Below are 16,989 nucleotides of genomic sequence, written 5' to 3'. Positions count from 1 at the left end.
TCAACAAATACCTGCCTCATATTACCAAAAAACAAGTCTTCTGTATAAAATTTTGATAGTGATCTACATCCTAAATTAATAGATTTATCTATAGAGTTTTTTTTCTGATCATAGGATTTAAAAATTTACAAGAGCCTTTAAGTTTTATAGGTTGTCTTATAAACTTTATGTGATAGTGTATAACTGTTTTAAAAACAGGTTTTAAGCCAATGTAGTTGAAGATAAATAAACCATAGGTTTAAAAAATGTATTCTTCTTTATTCATATAAGATTTGCTCTCTTGCGATATTCGGTTGGAGTCACATTTGCATATTTTTTGAATGCCGTATTAAAAGATGATTTAGAATTAAAACCTACTTCATATAAAATTTCTAATATGGTGAGCTGTTTTTTTGAAGGATCTTTTAGAATATTCATAGCATGATGTATGCGATACTCATTTATAAAATCAAAAAAATGCTGGTTAAGATGATGATTAATTAATACAGATAATTCTCTGGAAGGGATATGTATTTGTTCTGCTAAATTTTGAATGGTTAACGTAGGGTTTAGGTAGGGGTGTTTTTCGAGCATATATGTTTTTAGAAGATTAATCTGTTTTTGTATAGACTCATCGATAATTTTATTGATTGTCGAAGATGACTCATTAATAGTAATAAGGTTATTTACAGATTTTAGATTAGAATCAATTCCTCTAAAAATTTTGGGATTATAAAGCCCTTTTAATATAATCCAGCATATAAAACCTAATAAGAGCAATGTTATGATAATTTTCGTAACATGAAGAGATTGTATATCTGTACTAAAAGCTCTAAATACATTTTTAAAAATCCCAAAACCAAGAACAATACTAATCAATATGTTAAGCTGAAACAACCATTTGTAGATATCGGTGTTTGCTTGAGAGTAATTCTCTAAAAATATCTTTTTGGCTTTATATAGTATTATAAATATTGCTATGATATATATTAAAAATTGAATATGAATGGCGGTAATAAAAATTCCTTTTTCATATGTTTCACCTCCCAGATATGATACTATAGTTTGATGATCAATGAGGTTCGGAAAAAAAAGAATGGTTATCAGAACAAATGGGATACTATGTAATAAATGCTTGTATTGTAATTTAAAATCAGCATATAACATAGAAAGAACATATAAAAAAAGGAATGGACTCTGTAAAAAGCTAATATTATCTCTTAATACGTCAATTACAGGATGAGTATCAATATAAAATTCATAGAAAAACACACTTATTTCTGTAGCAATAGCTATTAAAAAACACCCAATAAAAACGTTACTTAATTTATTTGTAGTCTTTACTGTAAATAAAAAGAATGCAAAGAAAAAAGAAATAAAAATAATGATTAAAGTTATGGATGATAAATAGTTCATAGACTTTGAAACCTTAGATTATTTGGTTCTATACATGATTTGTTTTTTTACGATATTCTGTTGGAGTTACATTTGCATATTTTTTGAACGCTGTATTAAAAGATGATTTGGAGTTAAAACCTACTTCGTATAAAATTTCCAGAATAGTAAATTGTTTTTTTGTAGGATTTTGTAAAATATCTTTGGCATGTTGAATGCGATATTCGTTTACAAAATCAAAAAAATGTTGATTAAGATGATGATTAATCAAAATAGAAACTTCTCGTACTGGTAGCTGTAAATCATCTGCCAAATTTTGAATAGTTAACGTAGGATTTAAATACGGTTTTTGGTCAAGCATGTGTGCTCTTAATCTCTGTATTTGCTGTTTGACTTCTTCATCCTCTTTATGTTCAATAGGTATTTCTTCCTTGGCGATAATATTCTCGACAGGCTTTAACTTAGAATCAATTCGTCTAAAAAATTCAGGATGATAAAGTGCTTTTAAAATCAACCAACATATAAAACATAATACCAGAAAAGCCATGATGATGCGCACTATATTTACAGTATCAAAATCATCATTGATAAATTTGAATATGGTCTTTCCTGTACTAAAAGCAAATAAAATTATAGAAATAATATTTAATTGAAATAACCATTTATGTTTTGCGGTAGTAGCATTAGAGAAATTCTCAAGCATCACTTTTTTGGATTTTTTCAAAACAATGAAGATGGCAACAATGTAAATTATAACTTGAATATGACCTATTATTATTGAAAATAAAACTTCTGGATTATCAAGATAAGTTTCAAAAAAAGAATTTCGAGCTTCAGTATTTGATAAATAAAATCGCGGCATAAAAACCAAAGTGCTTGCCAGAAAAGGAATAGCATGTAATAAGTGTATGCGCTTAATTTTAAAGTCACTATAGATTACTGATAATACAAAAAGGTACTCTAGTGGGCTAGAAAGTAATGGAAGATCCATTCTTAACATTTCTAACACCATTGGCATATCAATAAATCTATGGTAAAAAAAAGAGCTAATATCAATGGCAATGATAATAAGAAAAGCAGCAATAAGGCGGTTACTGGTTTTATTTTCTGTTTTTACTGTAAATAAGAAAATAGAAAACAGGGATGATATAAAGACTATCATAAAACTAATAACACTTAGAATGGCATAGTTATCCATTTACAACTTACTTATTTATCTCTGTGATTTTTTGATAGAAAATTTTTCTTGAGATCAAATATACCATAAAGTAGAATAAACCATAATAAATCCAAATCAAAATATAGTAAGATTAGAGTTCTAGTCAGTAATACACCAATATTAATGTATGATTATATCTTTCATGGCTCTATTGAGGCTGCGTAAAGTGATGCCTAAATAATCTGCTAAATCTTGTTTAGAGAGCATTTTGGATTCTTCAGAAGAAAAGGAAATTAATTTTTCTAGATTATATGCAATAGAATGAGATTGCTGCTGTGAAGCTCTTATAGCTGTATCTCGAACTTTATTAGACAATGCTTTTAATAATAATAAATTAAATTCTGGTTGATCCTTTAGTAATGTATAAAAATCCTTTTGATCAATTTGATAAACAATAACTTCTGTCATTGCTTCTGCATTACAAAAACTGATAATGTCGTTTAATACTTCTAATTCTCCTAAAATCTCTCCTTTACTAAAAAATTCCTGAATAAAATCTCTTCCATTATCTTCATTAACATAGCATTTTACAATACCATGTTTGATAATAAAAATAGAAGAAACATGCTTTTCTTGAGTAATAATTTTTTCCCCTAAAGAATATTTCCTCTCTTTTATTGTGGTTTCAGCAATAGGTATGGATAATTTGGAAAAGAAATCCAATAACTCTTTATCACTTCTAATCATTTGTATATACTTACTTCAATCTCTTTTTATTACAAAAATAGATAGGTTTATATGCAATATACTAAAGAAAAAAAAGGTAACAAATTTGATTAGTTAGCCTTGCTATATTCTATATATGATTCGTTGATTATTCAAAAATTTTCACCTTAATTTCTTTATCAACAAGATTTTTGAAAGTGATTATATCATTCGAATTCCTAAGTTCGTAGTGCATTGGTATCACAAAATTGGGCTTAATGGTATTGATCATTTTTGCAGCTTCTTCAATGTTCATAGTCAAATTATCTCCCCCAACAGGAATCATTGCGATGTTAATGTTCTTTAAGTTTTTCATTTCGGGGATATAATCAGTATCACCGGCATGATAGATACGAATACCATTTTCCAAAGTCAATATAAAACCAACATTCTTTTTGGATTTTGGATGTGCTTTGATCCATAAAAACACATTTTTGGTATTATATGCGGTTATAGATTCACTAGTTATAGTATCTAAAATAATAACGCTTCCTGGTTTAACTTGTTTAACCAAATATTTTTTTTTAGATAGTTTTTTAAAAACGCTTTTAGAACAGATAAGTATTGTTTCTGAAGTTGCTATTTGTTCTATTGTTTTTAAAGAGAAATGATCTGGATGAGAATGAGTAATAAAAATATAATCTGCTTTCTCGGCATTAGTTACTTCTACAGGGTCTATATAAATTATTTTTTCTTTTGTTTTTATTTGAAAACTTGAAGGAAAAAAATCTGAGTTATTTACCTGGATTGCTCCCCAAGAGGTTATTCTGATATCATACAATATGATGTTTTGAACTTCGGGATTTCTTTTGCTGCTTATTGTTACGTTTACCATTGTGCAACTTTGAGTTAATATAGCTAATAAACAATAGATGTAATAAATTAATTACCTAGATTATAAATTACATCTTATAGATAATATGTTAATTTTAAATTTTTACATTCTATATTTTAAATAATAACATGATCAATAGAACGCCTTAATGATCTTGGGAGCTTAGGGCCATAACCAAAACGAACCAATAGACTTATTTGTCCTTTTTCAATATTTAAATAACTTCCTAATTGTGTTTGTATTTTTGGTACTTCTACAGGTTGATTGATGAATGCATGTTTTAACCCAAATGCAGTTGCTTGTAGCGCAAAACGTTGATAAGATCTGCCCGTATTAATCCAATTTTCTTTGGTGTTGTTTTGAGATGAGAATGCAATTACTCCCGAGGAACTCTTTATGTGATCTATATATTTGTTGTTCTCTTTTTTGATATTATATCCATATGTAAAAAAAGCATTACCAATCCATGTAGGGAGAGTTTGGTTACCTGTAGCAGCAGAAAAAAGGCCATCACGATGTGATATTGCCGAAGATGTATTAAAGCGTAACCACTCTTTTAGCTCTTTTACAAAGGCTTTATCTTTCATTTGAAAAGTGTTAGCTTCAATTACATATTCCAAAATGTTTTTCAAATCCTTTTGATCGGTTGACAAAAATATAGATACATTATTACTTTGTGAAATATTCTCAAGTGTCTTCAATTGTTCAATAGGTACAGGTTTGTTATTGTATAGGGTTCGAGTACATTGTCTGTTGGTAATTGCTTGAAATAGAATAGATTTGGATACAGGATAAGGTTCGAAATTAATGAATATTGAATTACTTTTTTTCATATCTATAGATACATGCCCTTTAAGCCCATAAGCTTCAGCAGCTAATAACATATTTTCTGTAGCACAGCCTAAACTTGCAAATAGGTGGTGATTATTTGGATCTACAACAGGACACTCTCTGGTAAAATCTGGTAAGATAGTAATACAATCAGATGTAATTTTAAAACGCCAGGGTTGGGTGTTATGACTATTTGCTGCTAATGTAGCATACCTAACTAACTCTCGCATGATATCTTGTCTATTATCAATTTTATCTCTGGAATGTCTCCAGGTATCTAATACCAGGTGATTATAGGTTTGATCAGAATTCATAGAGTATGTTGTTCTTTCTTTAATAATCTCTTATTGGAGTAGATAGCATTAGGTACGTTTTTATTGAAAACTAAAATAAAGCTTAGAACAAACGATTAAAATGATAATTATCATAGAATCAGATATATGTAGATATTGTTAAAATATTTTAGGTTAAAGACTGTAACAGTTTTTTTAAAAAGCTATCTTTAAAAGCACGCTAACTCACAAAAATGAAAAATAAAATAATTTCCCTACTCATTATTATTGTTTTTATAAGTTGTAAAAATGAGAAAGACCCAGTAAAAAGTGAACCCCTTCAAAATAAAGAAGTTGATTCGGTTCAGGTATCAATCGATACTAATGCGGCCTTAGCCTTAAAAGATTCTTCTATTACATCCCTTTCTGTTGCTGTGTATACAAAAGAAAAAGAGTATACAGCACATTATGGAGAATTAGAAAAAGGAAAAGCAAATCCACCTACCGATCAAACGTTTTATGAAATAGGTTCGGTGACTAAAACATTTACCGGTACTTTGGTCGCACAAGCAGTACTCGATGGTAAATTAAGTTTGGATGATGATATTAGAAAATATTTGAAAGGGGATTATGATAATCTCAAGTATAATGGTAATCCTATTTTGATAAAACATATAATTACTCATACTTCGAGTTTACCAAAAAATAATAAAGGAATTGATGAATTATTCGAGAATAGAGACGATAGTTTAGCTTTTAGAGTACATGAAATAGAGAAGGAGTATACAAAAGAAAAGCTATTTAATCACTTAAAAGAAATTACCTTGGATACACTTCCTGGGGAAAAATATGGATACTCTAATTTGGGAGCTAATCTAATGGGGCATATTTTAGAAACTGCTTATGAAAGAACATATCCAGAGTTGTTAGAGCAATTTATTTTTAAACCTTCAGGAATGACGCAGACCAAGATGCGACTTAATGCTGAAGAAAAAAAACGACTAGCAAGAGGATATAATAAAGGAGTTTTAATGCCAAGTCTTCCTTTACCAGAAACATTATTGGGAGCTGCCGGACATTTAAAATCTACAATGCCTGATTTGATTTCATATATGAAGTTTCAACTAGATTCTACTAAAAAAATAGTACAAGAATCTCATAGTAAAATATTAATGCTCGATGAAGATGAGTGGATTGGATATTTTTGGCCAATAGATAAAGACAGTGAAGGGATTTACTATAGTCATCATGGAGGAGCATTCGGAACCAATACATTTTTCTTTGTATATCCTCATTTTGAAATGGGAATTGCGGTGAGCACAAATTCTAGTAGCCCGGGTGCAACTGGTAATATTAGGGGAGTAGTAGAGGGAATACTGGATGATATAAAACCATTTGGTAAAAAATCTATTGGAAGAGCGATTTTTCAAAAATGTTTGGATAATGTCGATGATGGTATAGCGTATTACAAACAATTAAGAAAAGACCAATTAGAAACGTATAATTTTGAGAATGAGTTTGAACTTAATAGTGTGGGATATACATTATTAAATAGAGGAAAAATTGAAGACGCGATCAAGATCTTTGAACTATCGGTTTCTGTATTTCCTTCTGCTTCTAACCCTTATGATAGTTTAGGAGAAGGGTATCTTGAAAATAAGCAATACGATTTAGCACTTCAGAATTATAAAAAATCATTAGCACTAGATCCAACAAATGAAAATGCCCGAGTAATGATCAGTAAGATTGAAAGTATAAAACAATAAACTTTTTGAGCATATTAAAATTTGCTTAGAATGAATTGTAAAAAAGATTAAATGTAAAAGGGCATCTTTTAATGCCCTTTTACATTGTTTCAGTTTTAATTGATTCCTTCTACTCGTTTAACCGGACGAACTTCTATGCGCCAGATACCTTCTTCGAATCGAGGGTCTTCCTTTGTGATTTCGATTGCCTCTTCCAGACTTTCTGCCATAAGATGATAATAACCAGAAATAACCTCTTTGGTCTCATTGTAAGGTCCGTCAATAATTTTTCCATTTTTATACGATAACATACGACCTTCCATTTCGAGAGGTTGAGCAGATTTCATTTTACCTTCTTCAGTTAGTCGTTTTATAAAACCACCAACTTTTTCGATATGTTGTTGTAATTGTTCTGGAGAAAGGTTTGCTTTTGGACTCTCCTCACTTCTGATAAATAACATGAATTCTTTCATTGTTCTATTTTTTAGATTATACCCTTACAACAATCGAGTAGATATTATAGGGACATTATTTTTATTTTTTTTTCTAGTTGTTGGAGATCTCTTGGATTGTTACATGCTATAATGGCTTGCTGTAAGTGTTTTATCGCATTTTTATTTTTGTTTTCTTGTATATAAAATTCTGCTAATGTAGCATGAAAAAGATGATGATTACTGATATCAGAGTTACGTTCTAATTGTAATAATTCATTAATTGCTGTAGTATTTCCTTTAACCTTTGCCAGAGGAATACTTCTATTGAGGCGCACAAGAGGTGTGTTTTCTAATTCTAGAAGACTATCATAAAGAGAAAGTATTTCTCTCCAGTTTGTAGCTTCAAAATTGGGAGCAATACAATGATGAGCAGAAATAGTTGCCAGAATAAGATAAATAGAGATTGTATCTTCTTTAGTTGTTTGGTTTAAATATTGAATTCCTGTATTTATTAATGAAGTATTCCATTTTTTTCTATCCTGTTTATGCATTTCTATAATAGTACCTGTATCACTTCGGGCTTCAAAACGAGCAGCATTTAGATACATCAATGCTAATAAGGCATACACATCAGATTTGAGTTGAATATGGGTATTATATACAAGAATTTCTGCCAACCTTATGGCCTCCAAACAGAGATCATATCGTATTACTTTATTTTGTTGTGATGGACTATATCCTTCATTAAAAAGAAGGTAAATTGTTTTAAGCACAATATCTATATTTTCTGAAATATTCTTAGGGATTTCAAAGGAAATCTCAGAAGTTCTTAGCTGTTTTCGACCTCTAACTAATCGTTTGTTAATAGTTTCTGTTGTAGTAAAAAAAGCATTGGCTATCTCTTGAATACTAAAACCACAAAGTATTTTTAATATAAGTGCAATTTGAGAATTTTCTGAAATATCAGGATGACAACAGACAAACATCATTTTTAGCTGCTCATCTTTAATAAGATCCTCAGAAATTTCAAGTTTTTCTAGTGCGATATGATTTCCCTCTTGTTGTAATAGTGATTCGTATTGAACTTTATACTTTTTTCTTTTTAAAATATTAAGTGTGTGGTTTTTTGCAGTGGTATATAACCATGCTTGAGGATTTTCTGGTATTCCGTGCTGTTGCCAATGATCTACAGCCTTTAATAATGTCTCCTGCACGATATCTTCAGCAGTTTCAACATTGTTAGTTCCAATATATCGAGTAACTACAGAGGCTATTTTTCCATATTCATTTCTAAAAAAATGTTCGGTAAGCTCTAAAGTATATTTTTTATCAATTTCATTCATTCAGTATTGTCTATATGGGGAGAGATATCCTATCAGTCATCAATTTTTTTCAATGTTATTTCAATAGCGGTTTCCAAAATTGGTTCCATGATAGCATATCCCTTTGCATTTGGATGTACACCATCATCCCCTAAATCTTTCTGTAAACCATTAGATGTATTTACCATAGCACTAAAATAATCTACATAAGTAATGTTATTTTGGTCTGCATATGATTTTATCATTGTATTAAGTTCTATTACTTTTTCTGCTGGTTTCATCTTTTTTTTCCACGGAAAATTATTTGCGGGAAGTACAGAGCATACAATGACCTTGATGTTGTTAGATTTTGCCAACTCTGTCATTGAAATGATATTATCCATAATCATTTGTAGTGTTGAAGGGCCTGTATTGCCAGCAATATCATTTATACCAGCCAGAATTACAACAATTGATGGTTTTAAATGAACAACATCTTGTCTAAAACGTAATACCATTTGAGGAGTAGTTTGACCACTAATACCTCTATTTATATAAGGTTTATTATTGAAAAATTGTGGCCTTTGTTGTAACCAGAATTCAGTGATAGAATTCCCCATAAATACAACTCGATGTTCTCCGGTAGTAGGCAACTTTAATTCACTATTTTCTTTTTGAAATCGTTTAAGGTTTGCCCAATCCTGAGCTAGCAATGATGTAAACATAAATAGAGTAAATAAAGTGCAACAGGTAATTTTTAAGATATTCATAAGTTAGATAGTTATCGTGATGTGTTAAGTGCTGTTATTCATTAGTTTAGTTCTTTAGGATACCTATCTGCAATGAGATTGAGTTCGATGTTATGCTCCAGATATGATTTTAATCCCGCTAACACCCAGGTAAACCCTCCTGTTGCATCCCTGATTTGACTTATTAATTCATCTGGAGTACCTTTAAATCCAGTATTCGTAATAGTAACAAATGTTTTAGATGCTCCTAAAGATTTAAATGTCCATTCTACAATAGCTTCGGGATCATCTCCCCATTGGATACGGATTTTTTCATTAGTTATAATGAGAATTGCTAATACTGAAACGGTATGATTAAACATTTCCCAGGTCCAGTCGGTTGTTTTACCTTCTTTAAGTATTTCCGAGCCTTTTGTGAACCAAAATTTAGAAGTAATTTCTGGATCTATGAATGCATCAAAAACATCTGAAATTGGTTTACGAATAAGCATTGCAGCTTTGGCAAAATGATTAGTTTTTACTGACATGTTTTTTTATTTAGCAATTCGACACAAGAATTAGGTAATGTACATATAATGAATGGTTTGATTTACTCTAATTGTTCTGTAAAACCAAATGTATTTATGGTGGCGTATGTGCCAATTAATCCAATTACAGAAGCTATAACATCATTAATGTCAAATACATTATTTCCTCCAAGATTATGCCATTTTAGTTCTTGGGATATGACATATAATGATGCTATGCTAACCGCTATCAAATAGATATAAACATCTTTAATACTATGTGTCTTGTTTAAATAATGTCTTAATCGTAATAATAACGCTGTAATAATAAGTGTTCCAAATATAGCTTCGATAGTATTAGGAATTGAGAGCACAATGACTTTAAAAACCATGTAAAAGTTATTATCTAAGACCCATGGTCTTAGATAGAATTTATTAAGCACAAAGACCAAAAAAGCTATTCCAAACAGATATCTAACATATTTTTTGACTTGCATTTTTTAATACTTAAACTATTGTTCCTTTTTTTCAGAATATAAATATCGCAATCCATTTGTAAAGCCAGGCCCAAAAACGGTTCTATGAGTTTCATTTCTCATCACATCTACTTTTAATTCAAGATTCTTTTGTCTTTTAGAATTAAGAGTAAAAACAAAGTCCATTTGTAGATTTTGAATTCGTGTTTCAAGCATTCCTGAAGCCATATAAAGCTTAGTCGGTTTTAGGTTAAGTTCTGTTTCCTTTGCTTCTTTAATTAATAAATTATCTTTAAACCAAAGGGATGGGCTTAATAATAGATATTTGTTAAATAAATGAGGTTTCTTAAGCATTACGTAGCACCCATAAAGTCCACCATAAGAATGTCCATAAATAGCTCGTTCTTCTTCTTTTACTCTATAGTTTTTTGCGATAAAAGGGAAAAGTTCGGACTCTAAAAAATTAGTAAATTCTGGAGCCCCACCAGTTGGGTCAACATATTGTTTACCGCCAATTCTTAAGTTTTTATCTTCGACAGGAGTTAAATCTCTACTTCTTAATTTGTAAAAATCATCGTAGTCTGTACCATAGGCAATACCAACAATCAGGACTTTTGGAATAAGCTTATCTTTTATTAATCTCTGAACAATATAACTTACTCCTCCAAAATTTGTTTCTGCATCCAAAACGTAGAGTACAGGATATTTTTCTGATCCATTTTCATAGCCCTTGGGGAATTTAATCTTGATTTTATAGTTCTGTCCGTTATATGTTGATGTTAATTCTTTGACTTTTGTATTTGCTAGAACAACTTCAGAATTATCAACCAAATATTCTAATGTATTAAGCTGATGTTCTATAGAGTCTATACGTTTTTTTAGAGCATTATTTTCATTTTTCACAAGGTCAAACTCAGACTGAGGTATTCCACAACTTGTTAGAAATATAACGAATACGATGATTATATGCTTGTTCATTTGTACTACAATATATGTTATGAATTAAAGTTCATTTTCCTTTTTCTCCTTCATTTTTTCGATCATTTTGGAGGCATGAGTGTTTTGAGGGTTTAATTCCAACGATTTCTCATAGTTTTCTATAGCCAGATCAAGTTCGCCAATATTCATACAAGCTTCGGCATAACTATCGTAAACATTAGAACTATCAGGGTAGAGTAGTGTATTGACTTTAAACACATCTTGAGCAAGTTTTAGGTTGTCAGTATTCATTAATCGATATCCTAATCCATTTAAATTGTTTTCTGCAATAACAGGATTATTTGGATTGGCCTGTATTAAGGTTTTATACTCTTTTAATCCATTTTCAAAGTCACCAGAAGCTAGAAATTCTAATGGAAGTTTTTGATCTTCATTTAATCGTTTTAAAGTGGCTTCGATTTTGCCATCGTCAGGATTTAAAAGCAACGCCTGAAACTCACCACTTTCTTTATCCATCTTAAATTGAATCGGTCGTTCATTATCTCTACTTATAAATGTACTGTCAGAAATTTTAAATAATTCAACAGGTTTTTCGCCGATACTTTTTCTAAACAGATGCTGGTTAGAGTAATATACTTCGGTTACTCTGTTTTGATCTATCTGATAACGACCACTAATTTTGGAAAGATTTGTTGTATCTATTTCCATTTTCTTATATGTTGGGACATAGTTATCCCATGCATAGGTGTTGGCCACTGATCTAATTAATTCACTAATAAAATCTGGATGATTAGAATTGGTGAGTACAACGACTCCATATCCTTTGTCTTTATGAGCTATTAATTCACTAGAGAATCCTTCATCCCATCCACCATGACCAAAGTATATTTCATTTCCTTTTTTTGTAATGAAAATACCTAGGCCTACAAATTTCTCTACAAAAGGGGTAAGCATTTTAGTAGCCATTTCTTGCGATACTACAATTTTACTATTTCCTTTTATGCTTTCTTGGATATTGACTGCAAATTTCGCAAGATCTTCTGCTGTTGTCCATAATCCTGCAGCAGCCATTTCTGGGTAAGTATGTCGTTTACCATTTGTCATTGAACCATCTGGTAAATATCCTGTTGCTGCCATTTGTAATTGTTCTCCTTCTAAAGGCTGATTATAGGTACTATTATTCATATTTAATGGTTGCAATACCAAATCATTCATTAAGGACGGAAATGATTTACCTTCTACATCCATCATCATTTGTTGCATTATTGTGTATCCTCCACCAGAGTATCGAAAACTTTTTTCCGGGACCTTATCAACAAATATTGGAGCAGAATTAGCAGGGGGCGCTCCATTAAGTACTTGAACAACTGTTGGTACAGGAAGATCAGGACTATATCCTAAAAAACCATGTACAGTAACTCCTCCAGAATGATTTAGAAGGTGTTTGAGTGCTACTTTTTTATCTTTAGTAAATTCGCTATCAGGTAGTTTCCAAGATTGCAGATAGATATTTACATCTTCATCCAAATTAATTTTATTTTGTTCGACCATTCTTAATGCACCATATGCCGCTACAGGTTTACTAATTGATCCAGCCTGAAAAAGAGTTTGCGATGTTACAGGTTTTGCATTCTCTTTATCTACAATACCGTAACTTTTTACCCATTCAATCTTATAGTCTTTAATCACAGCAATACTAACACCTGGTACTCCGTAATGTTCCATACGTTCTTCTATAGTCCATGTAGAGTCTCCTTCTATATGAACCGGGTGTCCAAGACCAGTTTCTACCATTTTAATATAGTCTGGAGGAGTAGCAGTTTTGGTTGGAGTAGAACAGGAAATAAAAAAAAATGGAGCCCAAAAAAGGAAAAGAATTTTTTTCATGATAGTGTGATTTTGTGTGTGATTTTAGTTTTTGATTTATGAATTGTATGTACTTTTTTGATGAGTATGTTTGACAGTTGATAAAGTTACTAAATAAAAAGTAGCCGTATGTATATATTATCACGAGACACCCCTGTCTATGATGACTGGTTCTTATCAAGATCAAAATTAAAAACAACAATAGGGTCTTTGTCTTCTACACCTCCTGCAGCATAATAAGTTTTTCTAGCGGCGACATTAGAGTGTTCTGTAGCTACCCATGCCTCATGGCAATCTAGTTGTTTTGCATATTCGCATAAATAAGCTGTAATTTTTCTTCCTATGCCCATATTTTGATATGTTTCTATAACCCCCACTTCATTTATAAATAAAGAAGGATTCTTATCCGGATGAATGTAGTGAAATGCAGATGCCATGGCGATAATTTCTTTCTTATAATATGCAAGTATCAAATGATGTCTAGGGTCGTTTAGAAATTCTTTGGCACGATTTATTTTAATTGGGAGATCAAATAATTGTGTGCCAACATTTTGCATTGCAGGAAGGTCAGATATTGTGGCTACTTTAAAATATAACTGATCGAGCATGTTGAATATTTTTAAATTTTTATGACCTAAAATTTAAAAGTTAATAGGTTACAATTTAGGCAAAACTAAAAAAGGATTATGTGAAGGTTTAATTAAAGTTTACAATGATCAATACTATAATGATTTATTGAGAAAGCAGAATCAGGTACGTTTTACACTAGGTTTTTCTAAAACATGAGTTGCCTAATCGAAAAGTATACTTCCCTCATTTGTGATTTCCAAAACCCTATTGGTAAAGTACTTTTAAGTGTAACTAAAAACTAACGACTATGAAAAACTCACTACTTTTTAAGTGTATCACTATAACTGTACTGATGTTACTTTGCTATTCAACAGTGTTCTCACAAGATGGAACATTAACTGGAGTATTAGCAGATAATGAAGGATTGCCGCTTCCAGGGGTTAATATTATGATAAAGGGCACTAATGTAGGTGTTCAAACTGATTTTGATGGTAATTATAGTATCAATTGCAATGTGGGAGATGTCTTAGTATTTAGCTATGTAGGGTTTTCTTCTAAAGAGGTTATAGTAACAGCAGAGCTGTTAGGGCAAATAGAAACTATTGCTATGACCAAAAAAGAAGCTGTATTGCCAATGCAAAGCACTGCATATTCTGATGCTATACAAAAAAAGACTAATACACGCTTTAATATCCCTAGCTTTAATGAAAGCAAGTATACTTTTAATCAAAGAGGATCTTATTTTCAATATAACAGGATTAAAGGGATAGACATTGAAAAAGAAAATAATAAAGTTGACCTTACTTATTTTAGTCCGGATATTTTTTACGAAGTTGGATGGAATTCGACTACCAGTTTACAGTTTGTAAAACAAAATAATTTACCTAATCTGCAACGCACGTTTAGTCAAGGACAGCCCTTTAATGCTGAATCTACTTTTTTTGGACCAGAAAGCGGAGTAGTATTTTCTTATGGACCAAGACTAAACAGTTTACAATTTGATGGGATTGCATATCCATTTGATCAGAATGGGAGATTAATACCTCTATCAGATACCGGGGGTGAAAAAGCTAATGACTATGATAACAGTATATTTAAAACGATTACAAAAACCAGTAATAGTGTTTTTTTTAATATCACTACCGATAAGAATTTTTATGGAGTAACTTACCGGGATAAAAGAAACAAAGATATCTTCAATACAGAACGAAGTCGTTTTCAGGAGATAGAATTAAGATATAACAATCCTAAAAATTCTGATAAAAAAGTAACATGGGATACTTTTATTAAGTATGCCAAAAGAATTGATAATCAACCTAACCTTAATGGATTTTTAAATACTTTATTACTTAATACATGGGCTACCCCAGTCAGTTTTGAAAATCAACAAGGGAGTAGACTTATCACAGATACACAGCGTAGTTTTAGTCCGGAGCATTTTAATAATCCCTTATGGTTATTAAAAAATAATAGGAATAGGTCTGTTAATAGCATGTTTTCTGCAAGTATTCAAAATGGTTTTAAATTAGGAGAAGATACCTCGTTATATACCAATATAAATCATAGTTATGTCTCAAATAAACAAAGTTTTGGATTGATTCCAGGTACAGTTGGGTATAATGATGGATTTAGTAGTGATAAGGCTTTTGATACGAATACTTTTAATGCAGAAACTACCTTTAAACTTAATCAATATCTTGATGAATCAGATATTGATTTTACTTCGAAAGCAAGTTATTCTTATAAAGGGTTAAGATATAACTTATCAGAGCGCAGTGGTTTTGATCCTTTTTCTTTCCAAAACCCAACAGATAGCAATATTACAACTCAGAAACTTACTAGAAATACACTTCAATTATTTAATATAATAAGTTATACCATATCAGATTGGGATACAACCATAAAGTTGAGTAATACTTCCTATGTATCATCTGTTCAAAATAACAAATGGTTTTTACCAAGTATAGCGTTAGAGACAGATCTCGCTGATCTATTTGATATGAATGGGGTTGGAGAGTTTAAAATTTCCACAAGCGCAGATTTTAGTGTAAAAGATACTCCTCTGTATTATAATAATCAAAGTCACAATAGTTTAAATATAACCCCGCTTCAAAGTCAAGGTTTAATAGCAAATAATGACTTGTTTGTAAGTGATGCTTTACAGCTAGAAGAAAAAATAAGCTATTCTATAACTACTCAGATTAGGGCCGATGCTTTTAATAAGCCTATAAATTTTGGACTAACATACTATAACAATACGATTGATGAAAGTGTATTTCCTGTGTTAGAGGGAGAAGGATTTCAACTTCAGAATATTGCAGATATTAGAACCTATGGTTTCGAAGCAAATTTAGAAGTATTTGTAAATACATATAATGACTTTTCTTACGCTCCCGGAATTGTTTTTTCATTATACAGAAATAAAGTATTAAAAATACAAGGAAATCAGGAGCGTATTCCTATTGCAGGTTTTACAACCATATCAAAAAACCTGATTAAAGGACAACCTGCAGGCGTATTAGTCGGTACCGCCTATCAACGTGATGCGCAGGATAATGTCATTATAGATGATAATGGATTCCCTTTAATAGCTCAAGACTTACAAGTTATTGGTGATCCTACACCAGATTTTGCAATAGGTTTTTCTAATCAATTTAACTGGAAAAGATTTAAGCTCAATTTCTTAATAGATTTTCAAAAAGGTGGAGATGTGTGGAATGGTACTCAGAGTGCCTTGAATTATTTAGGAACCTCTCAGCAATCTGCAGAAGAAAGAGAGATTACAGGTTTTTTGTTTGAAGGAGTAAATCAGCTAGGGCAACCTAATACAATAACTGTGGACTTTGCTAACCCATCAAATACCATTACAGAGAATCGGTTTGTACGGTATGGGTTTGAAGGTGTCGGAGAAGAGGGAATTGTAGACGGTAGTTACCTCAATCTAAAATCAATTAACCTTTCCTACTCTATAAAAAAACCTGATGATCGAGATTTTATACGTGAGTTTGATATAGGGGTTTATGGAAATAACTTATTCACCTATTCACGATTTAGAGGGGCATCACCGTATAGTAGTTTGTTTGATCATACATCAGGACAAGGTCTTCAGTTTTTTAATACCCCAATTGTGAGTGAAATAGGAATACAAATCAAAATAAAATTATAGC

The 16,989-nt window shown here is 31.0% G+C and carries 15 protein-coding genes; 2 read left to right on the top strand and 13 right to left on the bottom strand.

The features are described 5' to 3' along the window. Positions 1-261: 261 nt before the first annotated feature. The 5 genes from PQF96_RS20025 to PQF96_RS20005 form a co-directional block, all read right to left on the bottom strand. Positions 262-1,395, bottom strand: a complete 1,134-nt coding sequence (locus PQF96_RS20025) for a helix-turn-helix domain-containing protein (RefSeq protein WP_109434950.1) — start codon at positions 1,393-1,395, stop codon at positions 262-264. Positions 1,396-1,423: 28 nt separating this feature from the next. Next, on the bottom strand, positions 1,424-2,572 hold the full coding sequence (locus PQF96_RS20020; RefSeq protein WP_271767980.1) for a helix-turn-helix domain-containing protein: 1,149 nt from the start codon (positions 2,570-2,572) through the stop codon (positions 1,424-1,426). 141 nt (positions 2,573-2,713) lie between these two features. Beyond that, positions 2,714-3,280: a Crp/Fnr family transcriptional regulator gene (locus PQF96_RS20015; protein ID WP_271767979.1), complete on the bottom strand. Its 567-nt coding sequence runs from the start codon at positions 3,278-3,280 to the stop codon at positions 2,714-2,716. 127 nt (positions 3,281-3,407) lie between these two features. Continuing rightward, entirely contained in the window at positions 3,408-4,133 is a 726-nt protein-coding gene (locus tag PQF96_RS20010) for an MBL fold metallo-hydrolase (protein WP_271767978.1), read from the bottom strand. 116 nt (positions 4,134-4,249) lie between these two features. Then, positions 4,250-5,278 carry an Acg family FMN-binding oxidoreductase gene (locus tag PQF96_RS20005; RefSeq protein WP_271767977.1) on the bottom strand — a complete coding sequence of 343 codons (1,029 nt, stop codon included), beginning with the start codon at positions 5,276-5,278 and terminating at the stop codon, positions 4,250-4,252. Between the two features lie 212 nt (positions 5,279-5,490). Between PQF96_RS20005 and PQF96_RS20000 the strand changes: the two genes are divergently transcribed. Then, positions 5,491-7,002: a beta-lactamase family protein gene (locus tag PQF96_RS20000; protein ID WP_271767976.1), complete on the top strand. Its 1,512-nt coding sequence runs from the start codon at positions 5,491-5,493 to the stop codon at positions 7,000-7,002. Positions 7,003-7,097: 95 nt separating this feature from the next. Here the strand turns inward: PQF96_RS20000 and PQF96_RS19995 are convergent, their stop codons facing one another. From PQF96_RS19995 to PQF96_RS19960, 8 genes are all read right to left on the bottom strand, one after another. Then, positions 7,098-7,454: a YciI family protein gene (locus PQF96_RS19995; RefSeq protein WP_143917831.1), complete on the bottom strand. Its 357-nt coding sequence runs from the start codon at positions 7,452-7,454 to the stop codon at positions 7,098-7,100. 44 nt (positions 7,455-7,498) lie between these two features. After that, positions 7,499-8,758, bottom strand: a complete 1,260-nt coding sequence (locus PQF96_RS19990; protein ID WP_271767975.1) for an RNA polymerase sigma factor — start codon at positions 8,756-8,758, stop codon at positions 7,499-7,501. A 32-nt stretch (positions 8,759-8,790) separates the two neighbouring features. Next, positions 8,791-9,486 carry an SGNH/GDSL hydrolase family protein gene (locus PQF96_RS19985; RefSeq protein ID WP_271767974.1) on the bottom strand — a complete coding sequence of 232 codons (696 nt, stop codon included), beginning with the start codon at positions 9,484-9,486 and terminating at the stop codon, positions 8,791-8,793. A 41-nt stretch (positions 9,487-9,527) separates the two neighbouring features. Further along, positions 9,528-9,992: an SRPBCC family protein gene (locus PQF96_RS19980; protein WP_271767973.1), complete on the bottom strand. Its 465-nt coding sequence runs from the start codon at positions 9,990-9,992 to the stop codon at positions 9,528-9,530. Between the two features lie 62 nt (positions 9,993-10,054). Next, positions 10,055-10,468, bottom strand: a complete 414-nt coding sequence (locus tag PQF96_RS19975) for a hypothetical protein (protein WP_109434960.1) — start codon at positions 10,466-10,468, stop codon at positions 10,055-10,057. Positions 10,469-10,483: 15 nt separating this feature from the next. Beyond that, a complete protein-coding gene (locus tag PQF96_RS19970) occupies positions 10,484-11,425 on the bottom strand; it encodes an alpha/beta hydrolase (RefSeq protein WP_271767972.1) in 942 nt (313 codons plus the stop codon). Positions 11,426-11,449: 24 nt separating this feature from the next. Then, entirely contained in the window at positions 11,450-13,273 is a 1,824-nt protein-coding gene (locus PQF96_RS19965; protein WP_271767971.1) for a beta-lactamase family protein, read from the bottom strand. Between the two features lie 137 nt (positions 13,274-13,410). Next, positions 13,411-13,860 carry a GNAT family N-acetyltransferase gene (locus PQF96_RS19960; protein ID WP_271767970.1) on the bottom strand — a complete coding sequence of 150 codons (450 nt, stop codon included), beginning with the start codon at positions 13,858-13,860 and terminating at the stop codon, positions 13,411-13,413. Between the two features lie 269 nt (positions 13,861-14,129). Here PQF96_RS19960 and PQF96_RS19955 point away from each other — a divergent pair, with 269 nt between their 5' ends. After that, entirely contained in the window at positions 14,130-16,988 is a 2,859-nt protein-coding gene (locus tag PQF96_RS19955; RefSeq protein ID WP_271767969.1) for a carboxypeptidase-like regulatory domain-containing protein, read from the top strand. The last annotated feature ends 1 nt before the right edge of the window (position 16,989 follow it).

Source organism: Aquimarina algiphila, from assembly GCF_947494415.1.
Classification (GTDB): Bacteria; Bacteroidota; Bacteroidia; order Flavobacteriales; family Flavobacteriaceae; genus Aquimarina; species Aquimarina algiphila.
This window is presented reverse-complemented; position numbering and strand designations above follow the sequence as displayed.

What these genes read in the sequence shown, in the direction of transcription:
- PQF96_RS19995 (WP_143917831.1), bottom strand. Translation starts at nt 7,454, where the DNA reads ATGAAAGAATTCATGTTATTTATCAGAAGTGAGGAGAGTCCAAAAGCA.
- PQF96_RS19960 (WP_271767970.1), bottom strand. Translation starts at nt 13,860, where the DNA reads ATGCTCGATCAGTTATATTTTAAAGTAGCCACAATATCTGACCTTCCT.
- PQF96_RS19980 (WP_271767973.1), bottom strand. Translation starts at nt 9,992, where the DNA reads ATGTCAGTAAAAACTAATCATTTTGCCAAAGCTGCAATGCTTATTCGT.
- PQF96_RS19975 (WP_109434960.1), bottom strand. Translation starts at nt 10,468, where the DNA reads ATGCAAGTCAAAAAATATGTTAGATATCTGTTTGGAATAGCTTTTTTG.
- PQF96_RS19965 (WP_271767971.1), bottom strand. Translation starts at nt 13,273, where the DNA reads ATGAAAAAAATTCTTTTCCTTTTTTGGGCTCCATTTTTTTTTATTTCC.
- PQF96_RS19985 (WP_271767974.1), bottom strand. Translation starts at nt 9,486, where the DNA reads ATGAATATCTTAAAAATTACCTGTTGCACTTTATTTACTCTATTTATG.
- PQF96_RS20000 (WP_271767976.1), top strand. Translation starts at nt 5,491, where the DNA reads ATGAAAAATAAAATAATTTCCCTACTCATTATTATTGTTTTTATAAGT.
- PQF96_RS19990 (WP_271767975.1), bottom strand. Translation starts at nt 8,758, where the DNA reads ATGAATGAAATTGATAAAAAATATACTTTAGAGCTTACCGAACATTTT.
- PQF96_RS20025 (WP_109434950.1), bottom strand. Translation starts at nt 1,395, where the DNA reads ATGAACTATTTATCATCCATAACTTTAATCATTATTTTTATTTCTTTT.
- PQF96_RS20005 (WP_271767977.1), bottom strand. Translation starts at nt 5,278, where the DNA reads ATGAATTCTGATCAAACCTATAATCACCTGGTATTAGATACCTGGAGA.
- PQF96_RS19955 (WP_271767969.1), top strand. Translation starts at nt 14,130, where the DNA reads ATGAAAAACTCACTACTTTTTAAGTGTATCACTATAACTGTACTGATG.
- PQF96_RS19970 (WP_271767972.1), bottom strand. Translation starts at nt 11,425, where the DNA reads ATGAACAAGCATATAATCATCGTATTCGTTATATTTCTAACAAGTTGT.
- PQF96_RS20010 (WP_271767978.1), bottom strand. Translation starts at nt 4,133, where the DNA reads ATGGTAAACGTAACAATAAGCAGCAAAAGAAATCCCGAAGTTCAAAAC.
- PQF96_RS20015 (WP_271767979.1), bottom strand. Translation starts at nt 3,280, where the DNA reads ATGATTAGAAGTGATAAAGAGTTATTGGATTTCTTTTCCAAATTATCC.
- PQF96_RS20020 (WP_271767980.1), bottom strand. Translation starts at nt 2,572, where the DNA reads ATGGATAACTATGCCATTCTAAGTGTTATTAGTTTTATGATAGTCTTT.